Raw genomic sequence first — 14,179 nt, 5'->3', positions numbered from 1 at the left:
ACGTGATGAAGTACGTATGTTTTCTTTTAACTCGTCTTGCAGTGGTAATGTTTAGTACGCACATAACAAAGCATTTAAGAATGATTCGCAACGCTTGGCAGTTTCGCTTCGCTCAAGTATAGCCAAGCGTCGCTCACACCTTAATGCGGCGTTATATGCAATCTGGCATAACCCTACCGTCCTATCTATAGTTAGTATGTTTCGTCGGGCTAGGAGAGAAACATATGAACATCTTCAGATTTATCGCACTTACTTTATTAGTTATTACTTCCTTTACTTCCCAAGCTATTGAGCGCCAGCTTGGTGAAAACTGGTGTTGGGCTGCTTCAATCCAAGATGTTTTGCGACAGGCAAATATTTATCAAAGCCAGCAGCAGATAGCTACGGTATTGGATGGTAGACCTATAGATAGACCTGCTCATGTCAATGAAGTTGTAGGACTATTGAACTATTACCAATTCAGGGCTTGGGTGGTCAATAGACCTGCCTCACCTAATGAGCTTTACCAGACTTTAGCAAGTGGATGGAAGCTTATTGCGTTTGTAAGACCAAGCAATGGGGCTGTAGGGCATTTTATCGTACTGCAAAGAATGAATAATAGTGGCGGAATAGAAGTATCCGATCCTTGGACGGGTCAAACTTACGTTAACTCACTTAACCAGTTATATTCACAATGGCGCTGGGGAGCTTCTGTAGTTGTTGGAGCCCCTATGTAATACTAAGCATATAACAAAGCATTTAAGAGTGATTCGCAACGCTTGGCAGTTTCGCTTCGCTCAAGTGTAGCCAAGCGCTGCTCACACCTTAATGCGGCGTTATGTTCTAGGGAGAGATCAAGTGGTTGAAAGGGTTACTTATGAAAACTTGCCTCAAATAGCAGGACCTTATGTCCATGCAACAAAACACAACAAAACGCTATATATATCTGGGCTTACAGCTTACGGCACAGATGCTCAACTCCTTAATCTGACAGAGCAGACTAAAGAGGTTCTCTATCAGATTACAGAAGTCCTTAGGTTAGAAAATCGTTTGAAAAGTGATTTGGTGAAACTCACAATCTTTGTTCGTGACATATCAATGTTGGCTAGTATCCGAGAGCTACTATTTAACTTTTATGATGGTCATTTACCAGCCTGCTCTTTGGTTGAAGTTTCCAAATTAATTCATCCGGATTTACAAGTGGAAATTGAGGCTGTCGTAGCGCTGTAAGCACGAACATAACAAGCAATTTAAGCAGACTGCCAACGCTTGGCTTTTTCAATTCGGTTTAGCTTCAGTGATTTAGGTGGTANRTTTGAGTGTATTGGTAGCGTTGTCAGCTACTTAATTGGGCGTTAGAACTTTTAGGGGATRAATAGGATGAAGGCTCCATTTCGATATATTTGTATAGCTGCAAGTATGGTGTTTGTGATCTCTGGCTGTGCTGTTCAAAGCAATAGCAGTATAGGCAAGTTAGCCCCGTCTGAGCTAAATAAACATGGGCAAATCTATACCCAAATGATTCAGAATGAATTGATTTTGTCTGATGGGCTTGAAGGTAAGAGTTGTACGCTTAATATACATTTAAGTGAGCATGGCAATGTTACAGAAATAAGTACAAGTGGCTATGAGAAACTATGTGAGCGCAGTGAAAAAGCTGTGAAAGCTGTAGGCGTATTCCCAATGCCAGCAAACGAGGAGTTAGCTAAAAACCTAATGGAAATCAAACTTACAATTGCTCTGTAGTACAGTTCTAACAAGCAATTTAAGCAGACTGTCAACGCTTTGCATTCTCAACTCGGTTTAGCTTCAGTGATTTCGGTGGTAGGTTTGAGTGTATTGGTAGCGTTGTCAGNTACTTAATTGGGCGTTAGGGCTCTAGGGATTTAATATGAATATTTCGACTAAGAAGTTATTTCTTAATTACTTGCAGCAGATGAGAGTTATCGTTGATAAAATTCCAGATAGTATTTTCTTAGATTCGTTGTCAGAGGGAATGTTTTCTCTGGAGTTGAATGCGCAGGTTGCTGCGAACTTTCTTTTGAGAGGGTATTGCCCCATTGTATCGGTTGACTTGGTGTCTTGCGAACTAAAAGAATCAGGTAAAGACTCTGTTTGTAAAATGCTTGAAGATGTAAAACTTCAACTTGAATTACTACCAGAAGTGCCTGGGTTTGATGATACTCAAGTTATGGCTGAATCAGCTGGTTTCTCTCAAGTTAAACTTCCTCAAAGCCGCTTTATACTAGAGTATATAATTCCTAACTATATGTTTCATATGAGTATGGTTTATGCCATTGCAAAGAAAAATGGTGTTGCTTTAAGCAAAGGAGACTTTGATGGTTTTCACAACTATCCAGTAGGCTTTGAGTTCAAGCCCTAACAAGCAATTTAAGCAGACTGCCAACGCTTGGCATTTTTAGGTCGATTTAGCTTCAGTGATTTTGGGGGTAAGTTTAAGTGTATTGGTTGCGTTGTCAGCTACTTAATTGGGCGTTAGATACGGCTGGCTCATATTTCACTTGACGTATTTGGCTCTAGATAGACAAAAAGCTATAGATATTATTAACTTCAACCGTAGGGCTTGGTAAGTGTTTAAAAATAGGTATGCAATCGCTGTTGTTTTGGCTTCAATCTTTTTAATATCATCATGCACTAAAGTAGTAGAAAGAAGTGAGCTTGAGAAACTTATACAAAGTAAACAATTCGAACCTTTAATGGATCTTGTGGATGTTTACATTAAAGAAAATGAAGAAGATGATTTTGGTTACTATGTTAAAGCTATAGCTTTGATGAATTTGGATGGCGAAAGCTCCGATATATTATCTGTTCTTGATACGGCATTTTTAAAGTCACCTGAAGATAAAATAGCAAATTATTCATTTTCAATGAGTGTGATGCTTTTGCAGAATGGATATTGTGATGAATCCTTACCGATTGCATCAAAGATGGGTTTTAACTTAGATAATGCAGAATCAAGAGAGTTTTACTTGCTTGGGACCGGATATGTTGATTGTATCTCTCAAAAAAACTCTAAATCAAAGAAATTCGTAATCACTCTGTATGAAAAGTTACTTGTTTTGACTCGGTATAATCATGAACTAACACAAAGTTACATCACTTACTTGGCAAAAATTGATAGATTAGATAAAGCTGAACATGTGCTGTATAGATACGGATTGCATAAGCCGAAATCGAGAAATCTGAGTGATTTACTTATTCATTTAAAAACAGAAAATGGTAAGGCTAACACAAGAGAATAGGTGAAGTAGTCCTGCCTTCTATTGGTTTATCTAGTCCCACGATGTATTGGCTAGCAGTAATAAAAGCAATGAAATAATTTTATAGTAGTGCTTTTTGCCAATGTGGAAAACTAAACGCTAGCCAATCTAACAAGCAATTTAAGCAGACTGCCAACGCTTGGCATTTCCAACTCGGTTTAGCTTCAGCGATTTAGTTGGTAAATTTGAGTGTATTGGTAGCGTTGTCAGCTACTTAATTGGGCGTTATGTGTTTGGAGGGGAAATGGTTAGGGAAGCGACAAAAGACGATTGTGCAAAATTAGCGGTATTGTCCATTAAAGTTTGGTTAGACACATATGCTAGAGAAGGTATCAAAAGTGAATACGCTGAGTATGTCTTATCTACTTTTACTGCAACTTACTTCTCTGAAATATTGAATACCCCTAAATATCGTGTGTTTGTAAGTGAAGAACATGATGTTATTCAAGGCTATGCAATGGTCAATCTTGAATCGCATTATCAAACGTCCAACAATGGCTTTGAAGTAGAAAAACTTTATATAGATAACACTTTCAAAGGAAAAGGGTTAGGTCGAAAGCTCTTGAGTGAAGTCGAGAATCAGTTTGGTAACAAATACTGGCTTTACACTTGGGTTGAGAATGAATCCAATGGCTTTTATGAACATTTAAGGTTTAATCGTATAGGGCTCCTGACCTTTGAGTTTGCAGGTGCTTTGATAGAAAATAACGTGTATCAGTCAGCCCACACATAACAAGCAATTTAAGCAGACTGGCAACGCTTGGCATTTTCAGTTCGGTTTAGCTTCAGTGATTTAGGTGGTAAGTTTGAGTGTATTGGTAGCGTTGTCAGCTACTTAATTGGGCGTTATGTTCTCGGGAGGGATTTCATGATTAGAGAAATCACAAAATTAGATTTTGAGTCATTTTGGTCAACATTTTCTATGGTGATCCAAGCTCAAGAAACTTACGCGTTTGAACCAAATATGACACTGGAAGATGCTTATTCCTTGTGGTGTGAAATGCCATTAAAAGCTTATGTGTTTGTTGAAAATGACGTTGTTCTCGGTACTTATTACATTAAGCCAAATGCTATGGGTCCAAGTAGTCATATTTGTAACTGTGGCTATATGGTATCAAGTGAAGCTAGAGGCAAAGGAATTGCTCGCCTTATGTGTGAGCACTCACAAAAGAAAGCAGTTGAATTTGGCTTTGATGCTATGCAATTTAATAGTGTAGTGTCGACTAATAAAGTAGCGGTTATGCTTTGGGAAAAGCTCGGTTTCTCAATTATTGGCACAATACCCAAGGCATACAATCATGGTCAGCTAGGATTGGTTGATAGCTATATCATGTACAAATGGCTACGAACATAACAAGCAATTTAAGCAGACTGTCAACGCTTGGCATTTTTAGCTCGGTTTAGCTTCAGTGATTTAGGTGGTGTTTAAGTCTATTGGTAGCGTTGTCAGCTACTTAATTGGGCGTTATGTGCTTGGAGGGAAAATGCAATTTATCGAAGTCAAAAGTAGCCAAATTCCGCTAGATTTGCTGCTCGAAGCAGATCCTTCTGAAGCGAGTATTTCATCATATTTAGCTGAATCATGGTGCTTTGCTGCGCTAGATAATGAGCGTATTTTGGCAGCATGTATAGTGAAGCCAGAAACCCAAAACCTTGCTGAAATCTTCAATGTTTCTGTATACCCCAAGTTACAAGGTCAAGGAATTGGCTCTCAATTGCTCAAGTCAGTTCTGTCTCAGTTACCAAGTAAGGGAATCTCTCGTATTGAATTGGGTACAGGTACCTTTGGCTATCAACTGACTTATTATCAGCGCCTTGGTTTTCGCGTTGACTCGATCATCAAGGATCACTTCTTACTGAATTACTCAGAACCAATCTATGAAAATGGTATTCAACACAAAGACATGCTGAGATTATACGCACAGATTTAGCACGCACATAACAAAGCGTTTAAGACGGATTCCCAACGCTCGGCGGCTTCAGTTCAAAGATATGCATCAGTGTTTATGGCATAATGTCTTGAGTGCAGTGGTAGCGTTGCTCACCACTTAACGCGGCGTTATACATACGGAGTATATTATGAATATATGGATATTTAGCTCGGGGTTATTAGCCCTATTTACTACGTTAGTACATGTATTTGCAGGTCAAGTAGACCCAGTTAGACCTTTTCTTAAGTCGAAGCTTGATGATATCCCGAAAGCAACGCTTCTAGCTTGTTGGCATCTTGTCTCGGTCACTTTGTTTATTAGCTCACTAATGCTTTTATACGTCGGTTGGTATGGCATTGATTCACTCTATTTCCTAATCCAGTTGCTAGGTTTTTTATATATTCTGTATGCATCAGTGTTTGTGGCGGTTGGGTTGTATTTTTTTGGATCTAAGGTTTTTGTAAAACTTCCACAATGGATATTGCTCCTTCCAATCGGCTTGCTAGCAACCTATGGTGCAATGTATGTATAACAAGCAATTCAAGCAGACTGTCAACGCTTGGCATTTTCAACTCGGTTTAGCTTCAGTGATTTAGGTGGTAGGTTTAAGTGTATTGGTAGCGTTGTCAGCTACTTAATTGGGCGTTATGTGAATAGAGGTTTCCAATAAATAAGGTAGTCAAAGAACGGTTCGACGAATATCCAGAAGATGTACGTATTCGGCTAGAGGAACTGCGAAATCTAATGTTTCAAATCGTTTCTGAGCTGGAACTAGGTGAAGTTGAAGAATCTCTAAAATGGGGTGAGTCGAGTTATGCCGTCAAGACGGGCAGTCCAATTCGAATTGATTGCAAATTGAAATCACCAAGTAACTACTACATCTTCTTTAACTGCCAAACTAAGCTAATCGATACTTTTAGAGAATTACACGATGGTACGTTGGAATTTCAGGGTAACAGGGCAATTGTCTTAACTTTGTCAAATCCATTACCAGAGGCTGAAGTTAAGCACTGTTTGGAGCTTGCTTTAACCTATCAGCAACGAAAGCATTTACCGTTTTTAGGCGCGCGATAGGCATTCACATAACAAGCAATTTAAGCAGACTGCCAACGCTTGGCATTTTCAACTCGGTTTAGTTTCAGTGATTTCGGTAGTAAATTTGAGTGTATTGGTTGCGTTGTCAGCTACTTAATTGGGCGTTATACATTAGGAGAAGATTTTGAAATCTCATGAGAATAATTGCGATTGTGTTGGTTGCAAAAATAATTTTGATGTACCACTTCCTAAGGAGTTAATCGATGAAGTGCTAGCTGGGAAAGTTACGTTTTTTACTGGGGCGGGTATTAGCACTGAAGCTCCAACTGTATTAAACATTAACTTCTATGAGCAGGTAGCAAGGGAGATTAATGCATCAGACAAAGACCTAAGCTTTCCGCAAATGATGCAAGAATTTTGTAAGCAGCCAAATGGACGTATGAAGCTGTTACAAATGATTCGTTCAAGGTTTAAAACCATTGATTCTTTCCCTGAATTGCAAAAAATGGCTACGTCTTTTCATAAATCAATTGGAACTCTTTTCCCTGTTAAAAACATCGTCACGACAAATTGGGATACTTATTTTGAAGATTTTTCTCATGCAACGCCTTTTGTCTTAGATAGCGATTTAGCATTTTGGGAGGTTGCTGAGCGCCGTATACTAAAAATTCATGGCTCAATTGATAATCTCTCAACTGTTGTAGCAACAGAGGACGACTACACTGAGTGTACCAGGCGTCTCAATGAGGAATTGATTGGAGGTATGCTCAAAACCATCTTGGCGACTCAAACAGTTATCTTTATTGGTTACTCAATGCGTGATAGCGATTTCCAAGAGGTATATGGCTTGGTAAAAGCTCAAATGGATCTTCTGCATCGACAAGCGTACGTGGTGACTCCTTTTGAGGCTGAGGCTGAGCGATTTAGAGAGGCTGGGCTTATTCCAATCGTAACCGATGGAACTTACTTTCTAGAGTTGGTAAAGCAAGAGGCTGTTGAACGGGAGCTTTTACTTCCAGACCTTTCTTACGAGCTGTCCGCATTCATATTAAGTGATTTCGAAGATGAGCACATGGAAATAGCTAACAAAGTTAGCAATACTGAATGTCCACAGATCATCTACGCTGCCTGTTATCAAGATGGGGTGATTCATGCGCTTCAAAGGATACAAAAAAATCGATATTCAGGTGAATATTCTCACCCATGTCGATTGCAGAGGCTAATAGTTGAATATCAACACATTCAGTCAGAGAAAAGGAAAGTCAAAAGTTATACTGGTGTCGCTTATATAGAAGGTTATATTCGAGGGCTGGTTTATCACTTAGAGAACTGTTTTGAGAGTGAAGACTTTGAAATTCCATTGTATTTTGCTTTTGGTACAAAGGAAGAACTATATAGTTTTGAAGATTTTATTAACTTCGTTAAGTCTAATCCGAATGCCCATAAAGTATCATTAAAGCAGGCAACGCAGTACCTAAAATCACTAAAAAATCCTGATGAAATTGCAATTCATCATCTGCCGTGGATCTAATGTATAACAAAGCATTTAAGAGTGATTCCCAACGCTAGGCATTTTTCATTCCATCGTTGGGTTTTGTGTTTAAGGTGGCTTGGTTGAGTTTCGTGGTTTTCAGTTTTACATCTGCGTCGAAAGCCAGTAGTTTTGTAATCAATTCAGCATCTTGGTGCTAAACTTTGGCTGCATCATGTAGGTAACCTAACAAGGCATTTAAGACAGATTCGCAACACTCGGCGTTTTCAATTTAAGTTGAGATTTGTGATTACGGTGTAATGGTTTAGTAAGGTGGTAGTGTTGCTCACTACTTAATGCGGCGTTAGGTACACAGGGGGTGTGCAAATTACAATGGGGAATGATTGTGAAGACTTATAGCCCTTATAAAGGAGCTTTTATTGGGCGTGTATTGATGCTAGCGTTAATAATTATTACGTTAGTGTCTGTGAATGGGGGTCTGGCGGCGAAGTTCCATCATAAGGAGGGATTCCTTTCAAGTGCTTATTTTTATCTGTCGATTGTTGATATTGTACTAATTACGTTGGTAATGTTTCGAATCAGAAATGCAATGTACGCTTTAGGGTTAAACGTAACTCTTCAATTTTTTTTGCCCTTTGGTTATTCAATTGTAATGTTAACGTTTATTTTATTTACTGATTATCTGCCAGAACTTATTGGGTTTTTCATGTCATTAAAAAACAATTGCCTAGACGTACTTCTTGCAGGCCTTTTATTATTTGATTCTAAGGGCGGTGAAGAGCTTTATAGGGCTATATTAAATGCCTTACCAAGTATCAAAATACAATGGGGGGAAGGTGAGCCCGTTACAATTTCAGAAGTGTTAATCGTGGTGCTAATTTTAATGTCTGACTTTCTTGTGTTCTTCTTCATAAAATCAAAACGATTATGACTCATCAAGCTATACCTAACCAAGCTCTCAAATTGACCTCCTACCCATGGCATTTTTGCTTCGGAAAGTGTAGCTATATGTCATCTGTAGCTGTATTAAAATTAATAAAGAAGGCATTTTAAATGAATAAGAAATTTAAAAATACAGGTAATGAATCTGGTGAAATTACAGTTCAAGTATTTGAAACTAAAGTTAGTTTCCATATAGAGCCAGGAGCTAAATTTAATGTCGAGACTAATGAAAGCTCAGATATCGTATTTTCCAGTTCGAATATGGACTTTAATCTAGTCATAGAATCAGTCTAATTAAAGCTTCATTGGCTACGGTAAAAATTACCTAACAAGCAATTTAAGCAGACTGCCAACGCTTGGTACTTTCAACTCGGCTTAGCTTCAGTGATTTAGGTGGTAGATTTGAGTGTCTTGGTGGCGTTGTCAGCTACTTAATTGGGCGTTATACAAAGGGAGTAATCTAAACCATGGAAAAGGTTGATTGGCACAAGATTGATATACTCGATACAACTGTCATTACAGACACTTATAAAACGACTCAAAATGTTCGTAGATATTTCAAATCCAAATTTGGCGATGATTTCAAATTCGACCGAGGTTTTATGCAATGGATGCAAGGAGCTACTGGTCTCACAATCATTGATGCTTGCAAAGAATGGTCGAGTCGCCAGAAACTAAAGTAAGGTAGTGATCAAAGGCAAGGCACTAAGTTCTGCGGGTGTTGCTAGGCTTTGTATAACAAGCAATTTAAGCAGACTGTCAACGCTTGGCATTTTCAACTCGGCTTAGCTTCAGTGATTTAGGTGGTAAATTTGAGTGTATTAGTAGCGTTGTCAGCTACTTAATTGGGCGTTATAAGCTATATGGTGGGGTTCATAAATGGAATCATTCGAGTGGCAGATAGAAACTAAGTTAGGTTTTCAGCCGTTAGTGGCGTTGTATAGGTGTTTTTTCAAGACTAAAGGCTATAAAAAGCGTACTACACATTCAATTTATTTAAGTCGAAGTGATGGTTGGCTCTACTACCGCGTTGGAGACGTTACAGGATGGGCGATAAAACCAGGTACTGTATTGCGTCTAATCAGTTTAAGGGAGAATAATCATCATAATTACTTTACTGGATACCTTGCTGAATTGCATACATTAGGCAATGACAAGTATATGTTTCAGTGTGACTTATCACCAGTTGAGTTTGAAAGAATGGAAAGTTTCTTAACTAAACCGTTGTGACCGCGTATAACAAGGCGTTTAAGACAGATTCCCAACGCTCGGCATTCTCAGTTTAGGTTGAGTATTGTGTTTATGGTGCAATGGTTTAGGTAAAGTGGTCGCGTTGCTCACTACTTTACGCGGCGTTATGTACTTTTAGGGAAAATCAGAAACTTATGGATGAAAATACTGAAATTTGGCGCCAGTACTACGAAAAGGCATTGTCTCGCCCACATTCAAAACGTACTGAGTTTGCATCCAGACTCAATGAATCAAACCTTAAAATAGCCACTGACTGTGGTTGTGGAACAGGTAGTGATATCGAGTACCTAGAACAACAGGGTTATCAGGTTCATGGCTTCGATATTAATCCTGATTCAGTCTCTATTTGTAGAGACCGATTTGGGGCAAAGTCATTAGTGGAAATTACAGAGTCGTCGTTTGAATCATTCGACTATCCAAAGTCTGGCGTAGTTATTGCAAATTCCAGCTTGTTCTTCGCTGACCCAAACCAATTTGAATCGACTTGGAGCAATATTAAATCTTCAATTGAAATCGGTGGAGTGTTTGCTGGTGACTTCATGGGCTTTGAAGACAGTTGGGCTAACAACTATCGTACTCCAACCACACCTTTATCGGAATCAGAGGTAAAGACTCTGTTCTCAGGTTTTGAAATAGTCAGGTTCTTTGAACGTGATGAAAAATCGAAGACTTCATTGGGTAGAATGAAGCATTGGCATACATATTCCGTGGTCGCGGTGAAACGTACATAACAAAGCGTTTAAGACAGATTCCCAACGCTCGGCATTTTCAGTTTGGGTCAGCTTTGGTGTTTAAGGTGGCAAGGTTTTAGGTAGGGTGGTGGTGTTGCTCACTACTTAACGCGGCGTTATAACACTAGTTCATTTATATAATTTAATTGAGGTGCTCGTTGAAAGTTGGAATAGCTCAAATGTCCATGAATTGGACGGTCGAGGAAAATACGAAAACGATTTGTAATATTATTTCTGAACACAGAGATTTGGATATTCTTGTATTTCCGGAGTTAGCAATTACTGGTTTTCATCGTGAAATAAAGAACCAGACTCAATCTTCGTTAATTGAGGATGCTTTAAAAGAAATATCAACCCAATGTAAAAAATCAAAGATATTAGCTTTTATTGGTTATCCGCTAGTTAAAGGTAGGGTTGTTTATAACGCGTATGCTGCTGTAAATGAACAAGGTTGTATAGAGCCCATGTGGTGTAAGGTTGGGCTGACAGAAGGTGAATCTACATTTTTTAAACCTGGGCATGAACGCCCTGTTTTGAAACATAAACTTGGTGTGTTTAGTACCTACCTTTGCAGAGAAGCAAGTGATGTCAGTAGCGTGGTAGAGCAGTTATCTGCTGAATCCCCATCTTATATATTATGGCCAAGCTACATTGGTAAGCGCGAATTACCATTAAAAACTGAAAGTGCCACTTATGATACAGATTCAGCGAAAATAGCGCGTTCTTTAGCAGCTATGATTATTCAATGTAACTGGCCTCATTCGTTGAATAACCCAAAGAATCATGGGCTCGGAGGTAGTAAAATAATTTCTAACAACGGTGGCGTTATCGCACAACTCCCGTTTGATGAAGTTTGTGTCGGTGTGTTTGATACTACGACTAATAGCTTTAAAGTTAGATAATACGTGTAAGTGTTATAACAAACTGTTTAAGCTGACAGCTAACGCGTGGCATTTTCAGTTCCAATGGTTTTTGGTGTAATAGGTACGTTACTTTAAGTTCAGGTTTACGTTGGTCTGCAACTTAACAGGGCGTTATGCGTCAGGAGGAAGAGTTGGATAATCAGTTTAAAGATTTAGCAAAGGAACATCCGGAAGCCGGTAGCAAACTAGGAATTGCACTCTCTACCTTAAGTCAGGTTCCTATTAATGGTATGAGAGTCGCTCCCGAAAATGGTACAAATGGTTGGTATATCTGGTGCGGTGAAGAGTTATCTTCAAACGCAAACTTCTTTGACCCGCTACATGTTGAGCATATAGTTAAATATCTACCTCAAGTGCAAGCTTATCTTGGTTTGCCTCCTGGCTACCGCTTCCTAATAGATAACAATGGCTACGAAGATATCTGGTATGACAGCAGCTTGTTGGAAGGAAACGCATAACAAACAATTTAAGAGTGATTCAGYAYGCTTGGCATTTTTGGTTTGGGTTGAGTTTAGTGATTACGGTGGTCAAATTGAGTGTCGGGGTTGCGTGCTTCACACCTTAATTGGGCGTTATGTGAAAATGGAGAGTGCTATGGAACAAAATGAATTCTGGAAGTTAATTTCACTTATTGATCAAGAAGCTCTCGACGATTGCGATGATGAAGAAGCTGTGGCACCTATCGTTTCTGTATTGTCCTCGAAAACAGAGGAAGAAATCTCTCTGTTTCAAGAATACCTATCTCAAGCTCTATATGCCATTGATGGTCAAAAATGGATTGAGGAATCGGGTGAGTCTAGTGGCTCTGGTGATGGCTTTCTATATGCACGCTGTTTCGTTGTAGCTAAAGGTTACGAACATTATACAAAAGTTCTTAATAATCCATCCTTAATGCCAAAGAGTTCAGATCAATGGGCAGAATCAATACTGTACGTTGCAGGGCAAGCTTGGGCTGAGTTGACTGGCAATGATGAAGAAGAATATGAACGAGAAGCAACAGTAAGCTATGAGTCTTTTAGCAATGTAGCTTTGTGGTAATTCACATAACAAGGCGCTCAAGACTGATTCGTGAACGCGTGCCATTTTCGCTTCGCTCTAATTTTGGCACACTTTCACTCACAGCTTAGCTTGGCGTTATGTACTTTCGCGTTAAACTCCAATTACAACTAGCAGTTTGTAATATATAATATGCCATACATTAATCTTAGGAGCTTTGTTTTGCGCATATTTTCACTTCTTTTACTTATTAGTTTGCTTTCCGGGTGTGGTACGACACCTATGGTATATGAATCTAATCCCGTTCCGGTAGAAGATGCTCCAATGATTATTGATCGAATGGTTATGACTCAACATCGAGCATGGAAACCTGATAACTTTGTGATGACTGAACATTATTTTGGTTGGGGATTTGGTACGTATTCTACTGGAACTATTAGTAGTCGCGTTGTTTACGCTCGAACCTCTAGCACAACAAAAGATGTTGCTGAGCGAGTATATTATGATGAAATAGCAGATGTTAAGTTGTTAGATTGGACTAGAAAATTCAAACAATGGTATGTGGTTACTTTATACCGAAATGACGGTAGCCAAATAAAGCATGTACTGCGCACTAGAAGCTTACAAGACGCACAGTTACTGGTTGATGCGTTGAATACATATCTAGATAGTTTGCCAAGCAAAGTACGTACATAACAAAGCATTTAAGAGTGATTCGCAACGCTTGCCGTTTTCGCTTCGCTCAAAGTATAGGCAAGCGTCGCTCACACCTTAATGCGGCGTTAGGGCTTACTACAAAAAATTGCAAGGATGGCGAAATGATAAAGTTTTATCTAGTTCTTACTTTGTTAGGTATATTTCTACCGTATGGAGCATTTGTTCCTTGGCTAATTTCTAATGGATTAGATATTAGTCTTTTGTTCAATGAAGCGGCGGCAAATCCCATTAGTTTATTTGCTTGGCTCGATGTCTTGGTAGCGGCAGTTGCTTTATTAGGTTTTATCGTAGTGGACGGACAAAGACACGAAGTGAAATATCGATATGTTGCTATCTTGGGAACTTTGTCAGTCGGCGTTTCGTTTGGTCTTCCACTGTACCTTTACTTCAAAGAAAAGCAGTCCCTTCAACCGCAGCCCTAACAAGGCGTTTAAGACAGATTCCCAACGCTCGGCATTTTCAGTTCAAGTCGAGTTTTGGTGTTTACGGTGCAATGGTTTAGGTTGGGTGGTAGCGTTGCTCACTACTTAACGCGGCGTTAGTTTGCAAAAGTAGAAAAGCGTTTTTGGTCAAAGAGCCTAGTCCGGTTTCTATGCTTTACACCTGTTCGTTTTCCGAAAGTTGTGCAACCAAATCATCAGTGCGCGTAGGGTGTTTTTCGGCTCTTTGAGTTCAACGTTATTCATTTCTCCGCATCAGTAATTTTGGTCGCTTAGTGAATCTCGCGCGGCTTCTTTTTTTGTGTCTAACTCGTTAACAAATGGCTTTGTCGCACTTGGTTATCAGGTTGGTCGAATGAATCCTTTGTCAGCCCAAGTACTTCAAACTGTGGTTGTTTATCGTATGTCGCTTCTTAGCCAAGTGCGTTTTGTTGGTTGGGTTCGAGTTCTGTAGTTTTCAG

22 protein-coding genes are annotated in these 14,179 nt (G+C 39.2%); all 22 read left to right on the top strand.

Translation table 11 applies throughout. The features are described 5' to 3' along the window. The first annotated feature begins 224 nt into the window (after nucleotides 1-224). The 22 genes from L4C37_RS00110 (at nucleotide 225) to L4C37_RS00005 (ending at nucleotide 14,172) form a co-directional block, all read left to right on the top strand. On the top strand, nucleotides 225-716 hold the full coding sequence (locus tag L4C37_RS00110) for a C39 family peptidase (RefSeq protein ID WP_371969193.1): 492 nt from the start codon (nucleotides 225-227) through the stop codon (nucleotides 714-716). Between the two features lie 121 nt (nucleotides 717-837). Continuing rightward, complete coding sequence (locus L4C37_RS00105; RefSeq protein WP_429767582.1) at nucleotides 838-1,209, top strand: RidA family protein; 372 nt, start codon at nucleotides 838-840, stop codon at nucleotides 1,207-1,209. A gap of 150 nt (nucleotides 1,210-1,359) precedes the next feature. Next, on the top strand, nucleotides 1,360-1,725 hold the full coding sequence (locus tag L4C37_RS00100) for a cell envelope integrity TolA family protein (RefSeq protein ID WP_429767581.1): 366 nt from the start codon (nucleotides 1,360-1,362) through the stop codon (nucleotides 1,723-1,725). A 145-nt stretch (nucleotides 1,726-1,870) separates the two neighbouring features. Then, nucleotides 1,871-2,362 (top strand): DUF1993 family protein, encoded by a 492-nt coding sequence (locus L4C37_RS00095; protein ID WP_429767580.1) that lies wholly within the window; start codon nucleotides 1,871-1,873, stop codon nucleotides 2,360-2,362. Between the two features lie 208 nt (nucleotides 2,363-2,570). Next, the gene (locus L4C37_RS00090; protein ID WP_372268588.1) at nucleotides 2,571-3,242 is read left to right on the top strand and encodes a hypothetical protein; all 672 of its coding nucleotides are present in this window, start codon (nucleotides 2,571-2,573) and stop codon (nucleotides 3,240-3,242) included. A 157-nt stretch (nucleotides 3,243-3,399) separates the two neighbouring features. Then, on the top strand, nucleotides 3,400-3,993 hold the full coding sequence (locus tag L4C37_RS00085; RefSeq protein ID WP_429767579.1) for a GNAT family N-acetyltransferase: 594 nt from the start codon (nucleotides 3,400-3,402) through the stop codon (nucleotides 3,991-3,993). 135 nt (nucleotides 3,994-4,128) lie between these two features. Beyond that, nucleotides 4,129-4,614: a GNAT family N-acetyltransferase gene (locus L4C37_RS00080; protein WP_137375585.1), complete on the top strand. Its 486-nt coding sequence runs from the start codon at nucleotides 4,129-4,131 to the stop codon at nucleotides 4,612-4,614. Nucleotides 4,615-4,744: 130 nt separating this feature from the next. Then, nucleotides 4,745-5,191 (top strand): GNAT family N-acetyltransferase, encoded by a 447-nt coding sequence (locus L4C37_RS00075; RefSeq protein ID WP_429767578.1) that lies wholly within the window; start codon nucleotides 4,745-4,747, stop codon nucleotides 5,189-5,191. A gap of 148 nt (nucleotides 5,192-5,339) precedes the next feature. Continuing rightward, nucleotides 5,340-5,723, top strand: coding sequence for a hypothetical protein (locus L4C37_RS00070; protein WP_429767577.1), 384 nt, complete (start codon nucleotides 5,340-5,342; stop codon nucleotides 5,721-5,723). A 134-nt stretch (nucleotides 5,724-5,857) separates the two neighbouring features. Continuing rightward, nucleotides 5,858-6,265, top strand: coding sequence for a DUF1801 domain-containing protein (locus L4C37_RS00065; protein WP_429767583.1), 408 nt, complete (start codon nucleotides 5,858-5,860; stop codon nucleotides 6,263-6,265). A gap of 145 nt (nucleotides 6,266-6,410) precedes the next feature. Beyond that, nucleotides 6,411-7,757 carry an SIR2 family protein gene (locus L4C37_RS00060; RefSeq protein ID WP_429767576.1) on the top strand — a complete coding sequence of 449 codons (1,347 nt, stop codon included), beginning with the start codon at nucleotides 6,411-6,413 and terminating at the stop codon, nucleotides 7,755-7,757. 346 nt (nucleotides 7,758-8,103) lie between these two features. Next, nucleotides 8,104-8,649 (top strand): hypothetical protein, encoded by a 546-nt coding sequence (locus L4C37_RS00055; protein ID WP_429767575.1) that lies wholly within the window; start codon nucleotides 8,104-8,106, stop codon nucleotides 8,647-8,649. Between the two features lie 122 nt (nucleotides 8,650-8,771). Beyond that, nucleotides 8,772-8,954 carry a hypothetical protein gene (locus tag L4C37_RS00050; protein ID WP_137375630.1) on the top strand — a complete coding sequence of 61 codons (183 nt, stop codon included), beginning with the start codon at nucleotides 8,772-8,774 and terminating at the stop codon, nucleotides 8,952-8,954. 173 nt (nucleotides 8,955-9,127) lie between these two features. Next, nucleotides 9,128-9,343: a DUF6434 domain-containing protein gene (locus L4C37_RS00045; protein WP_429767574.1), complete on the top strand. Its 216-nt coding sequence runs from the start codon at nucleotides 9,128-9,130 to the stop codon at nucleotides 9,341-9,343. 196 nt (nucleotides 9,344-9,539) lie between these two features. Then, nucleotides 9,540-9,890, top strand: a complete 351-nt coding sequence (locus L4C37_RS00040; RefSeq protein WP_429767573.1) for a hypothetical protein — start codon at nucleotides 9,540-9,542, stop codon at nucleotides 9,888-9,890. A 155-nt stretch (nucleotides 9,891-10,045) separates the two neighbouring features. Beyond that, entirely contained in the window at nucleotides 10,046-10,642 is a 597-nt protein-coding gene (locus L4C37_RS00035) for a class I SAM-dependent methyltransferase (protein ID WP_429767572.1), read from the top strand. A 146-nt stretch (nucleotides 10,643-10,788) separates the two neighbouring features. Then, on the top strand, nucleotides 10,789-11,544 hold the full coding sequence (locus L4C37_RS00030; protein WP_429767571.1) for a carbon-nitrogen hydrolase family protein: 756 nt from the start codon (nucleotides 10,789-10,791) through the stop codon (nucleotides 11,542-11,544). Between the two features lie 152 nt (nucleotides 11,545-11,696). Next, a complete protein-coding gene (locus L4C37_RS00025) occupies nucleotides 11,697-12,023 on the top strand; it encodes an immunity protein Imm33 domain-containing protein (RefSeq protein ID WP_372267992.1) in 327 nt (108 codons plus the stop codon). Next, nucleotides 11,971-12,603: a DUF4240 domain-containing protein gene (locus L4C37_RS00020; RefSeq protein WP_429767570.1), complete on the top strand. Its 633-nt coding sequence runs from the start codon at nucleotides 11,971-11,973 to the stop codon at nucleotides 12,601-12,603. Before L4C37_RS00025 ends, L4C37_RS00020 begins: the two co-directional genes overlap by 53 nt. 180 nt (nucleotides 12,604-12,783) lie before the next feature. After that, complete coding sequence (locus tag L4C37_RS00015) at nucleotides 12,784-13,257, top strand: hypothetical protein (RefSeq protein ID WP_429767569.1); 474 nt, start codon at nucleotides 12,784-12,786, stop codon at nucleotides 13,255-13,257. A 122-nt stretch (nucleotides 13,258-13,379) separates the two neighbouring features. Continuing rightward, nucleotides 13,380-13,700, top strand: coding sequence for a DUF2834 domain-containing protein (locus L4C37_RS00010; protein ID WP_137375793.1), 321 nt, complete (start codon nucleotides 13,380-13,382; stop codon nucleotides 13,698-13,700). 319 nt (nucleotides 13,701-14,019) lie between these two features. Next, on the top strand, nucleotides 14,020-14,172 hold the full coding sequence (locus tag L4C37_RS00005; protein WP_429767568.1) for a hypothetical protein: 153 nt from the start codon (nucleotides 14,020-14,022) through the stop codon (nucleotides 14,170-14,172). Nucleotides 14,173-14,179: the final 7 nt, after the last annotated feature.

Source organism: Vibrio kagoshimensis (assembly GCF_050337535.1).
Lineage (GTDB): Bacteria > Pseudomonadota > Gammaproteobacteria > Enterobacterales > Vibrionaceae > Vibrio > Vibrio gallaecicus.
Note: the sequence above shows the minus strand (reverse complement) of the source record. Positions and strands in the feature narration are given on the sequence as shown.

Coding starts and splice junctions, on each gene's coding strand:
- L4C37_RS00110 (WP_371969193.1), top strand. CDS start 225: ATGAACATCTTCAGATTTATCGCACTTACTTTATTAGTTATTACTTCC.
- L4C37_RS00100 (WP_429767581.1), top strand. CDS start 1,360: ATGAAGGCTCCATTTCGATATATTTGTATAGCTGCAAGTATGGTGTTT.
- L4C37_RS00095 (WP_429767580.1), top strand. CDS start 1,871: ATGAATATTTCGACTAAGAAGTTATTTCTTAATTACTTGCAGCAGATG.
- L4C37_RS00080 (WP_137375585.1), top strand. CDS start 4,129: ATGATTAGAGAAATCACAAAATTAGATTTTGAGTCATTTTGGTCAACA.
- L4C37_RS00075 (WP_429767578.1), top strand. CDS start 4,745: ATGCAATTTATCGAAGTCAAAAGTAGCCAAATTCCGCTAGATTTGCTG.
- L4C37_RS00070 (WP_429767577.1), top strand. CDS start 5,340: ATGAATATATGGATATTTAGCTCGGGGTTATTAGCCCTATTTACTACG.
- L4C37_RS00050 (WP_137375630.1), top strand. CDS start 8,772: ATGAATAAGAAATTTAAAAATACAGGTAATGAATCTGGTGAAATTACA.
- L4C37_RS00045 (WP_429767574.1), top strand. CDS start 9,128: ATGGAAAAGGTTGATTGGCACAAGATTGATATACTCGATACAACTGTC.
- L4C37_RS00040 (WP_429767573.1), top strand. CDS start 9,540: ATGGAATCATTCGAGTGGCAGATAGAAACTAAGTTAGGTTTTCAGCCG.
- L4C37_RS00035 (WP_429767572.1), top strand. CDS start 10,046: ATGGATGAAAATACTGAAATTTGGCGCCAGTACTACGAAAAGGCATTG.
- L4C37_RS00010 (WP_137375793.1), top strand. CDS start 13,380: ATGATAAAGTTTTATCTAGTTCTTACTTTGTTAGGTATATTTCTACCG.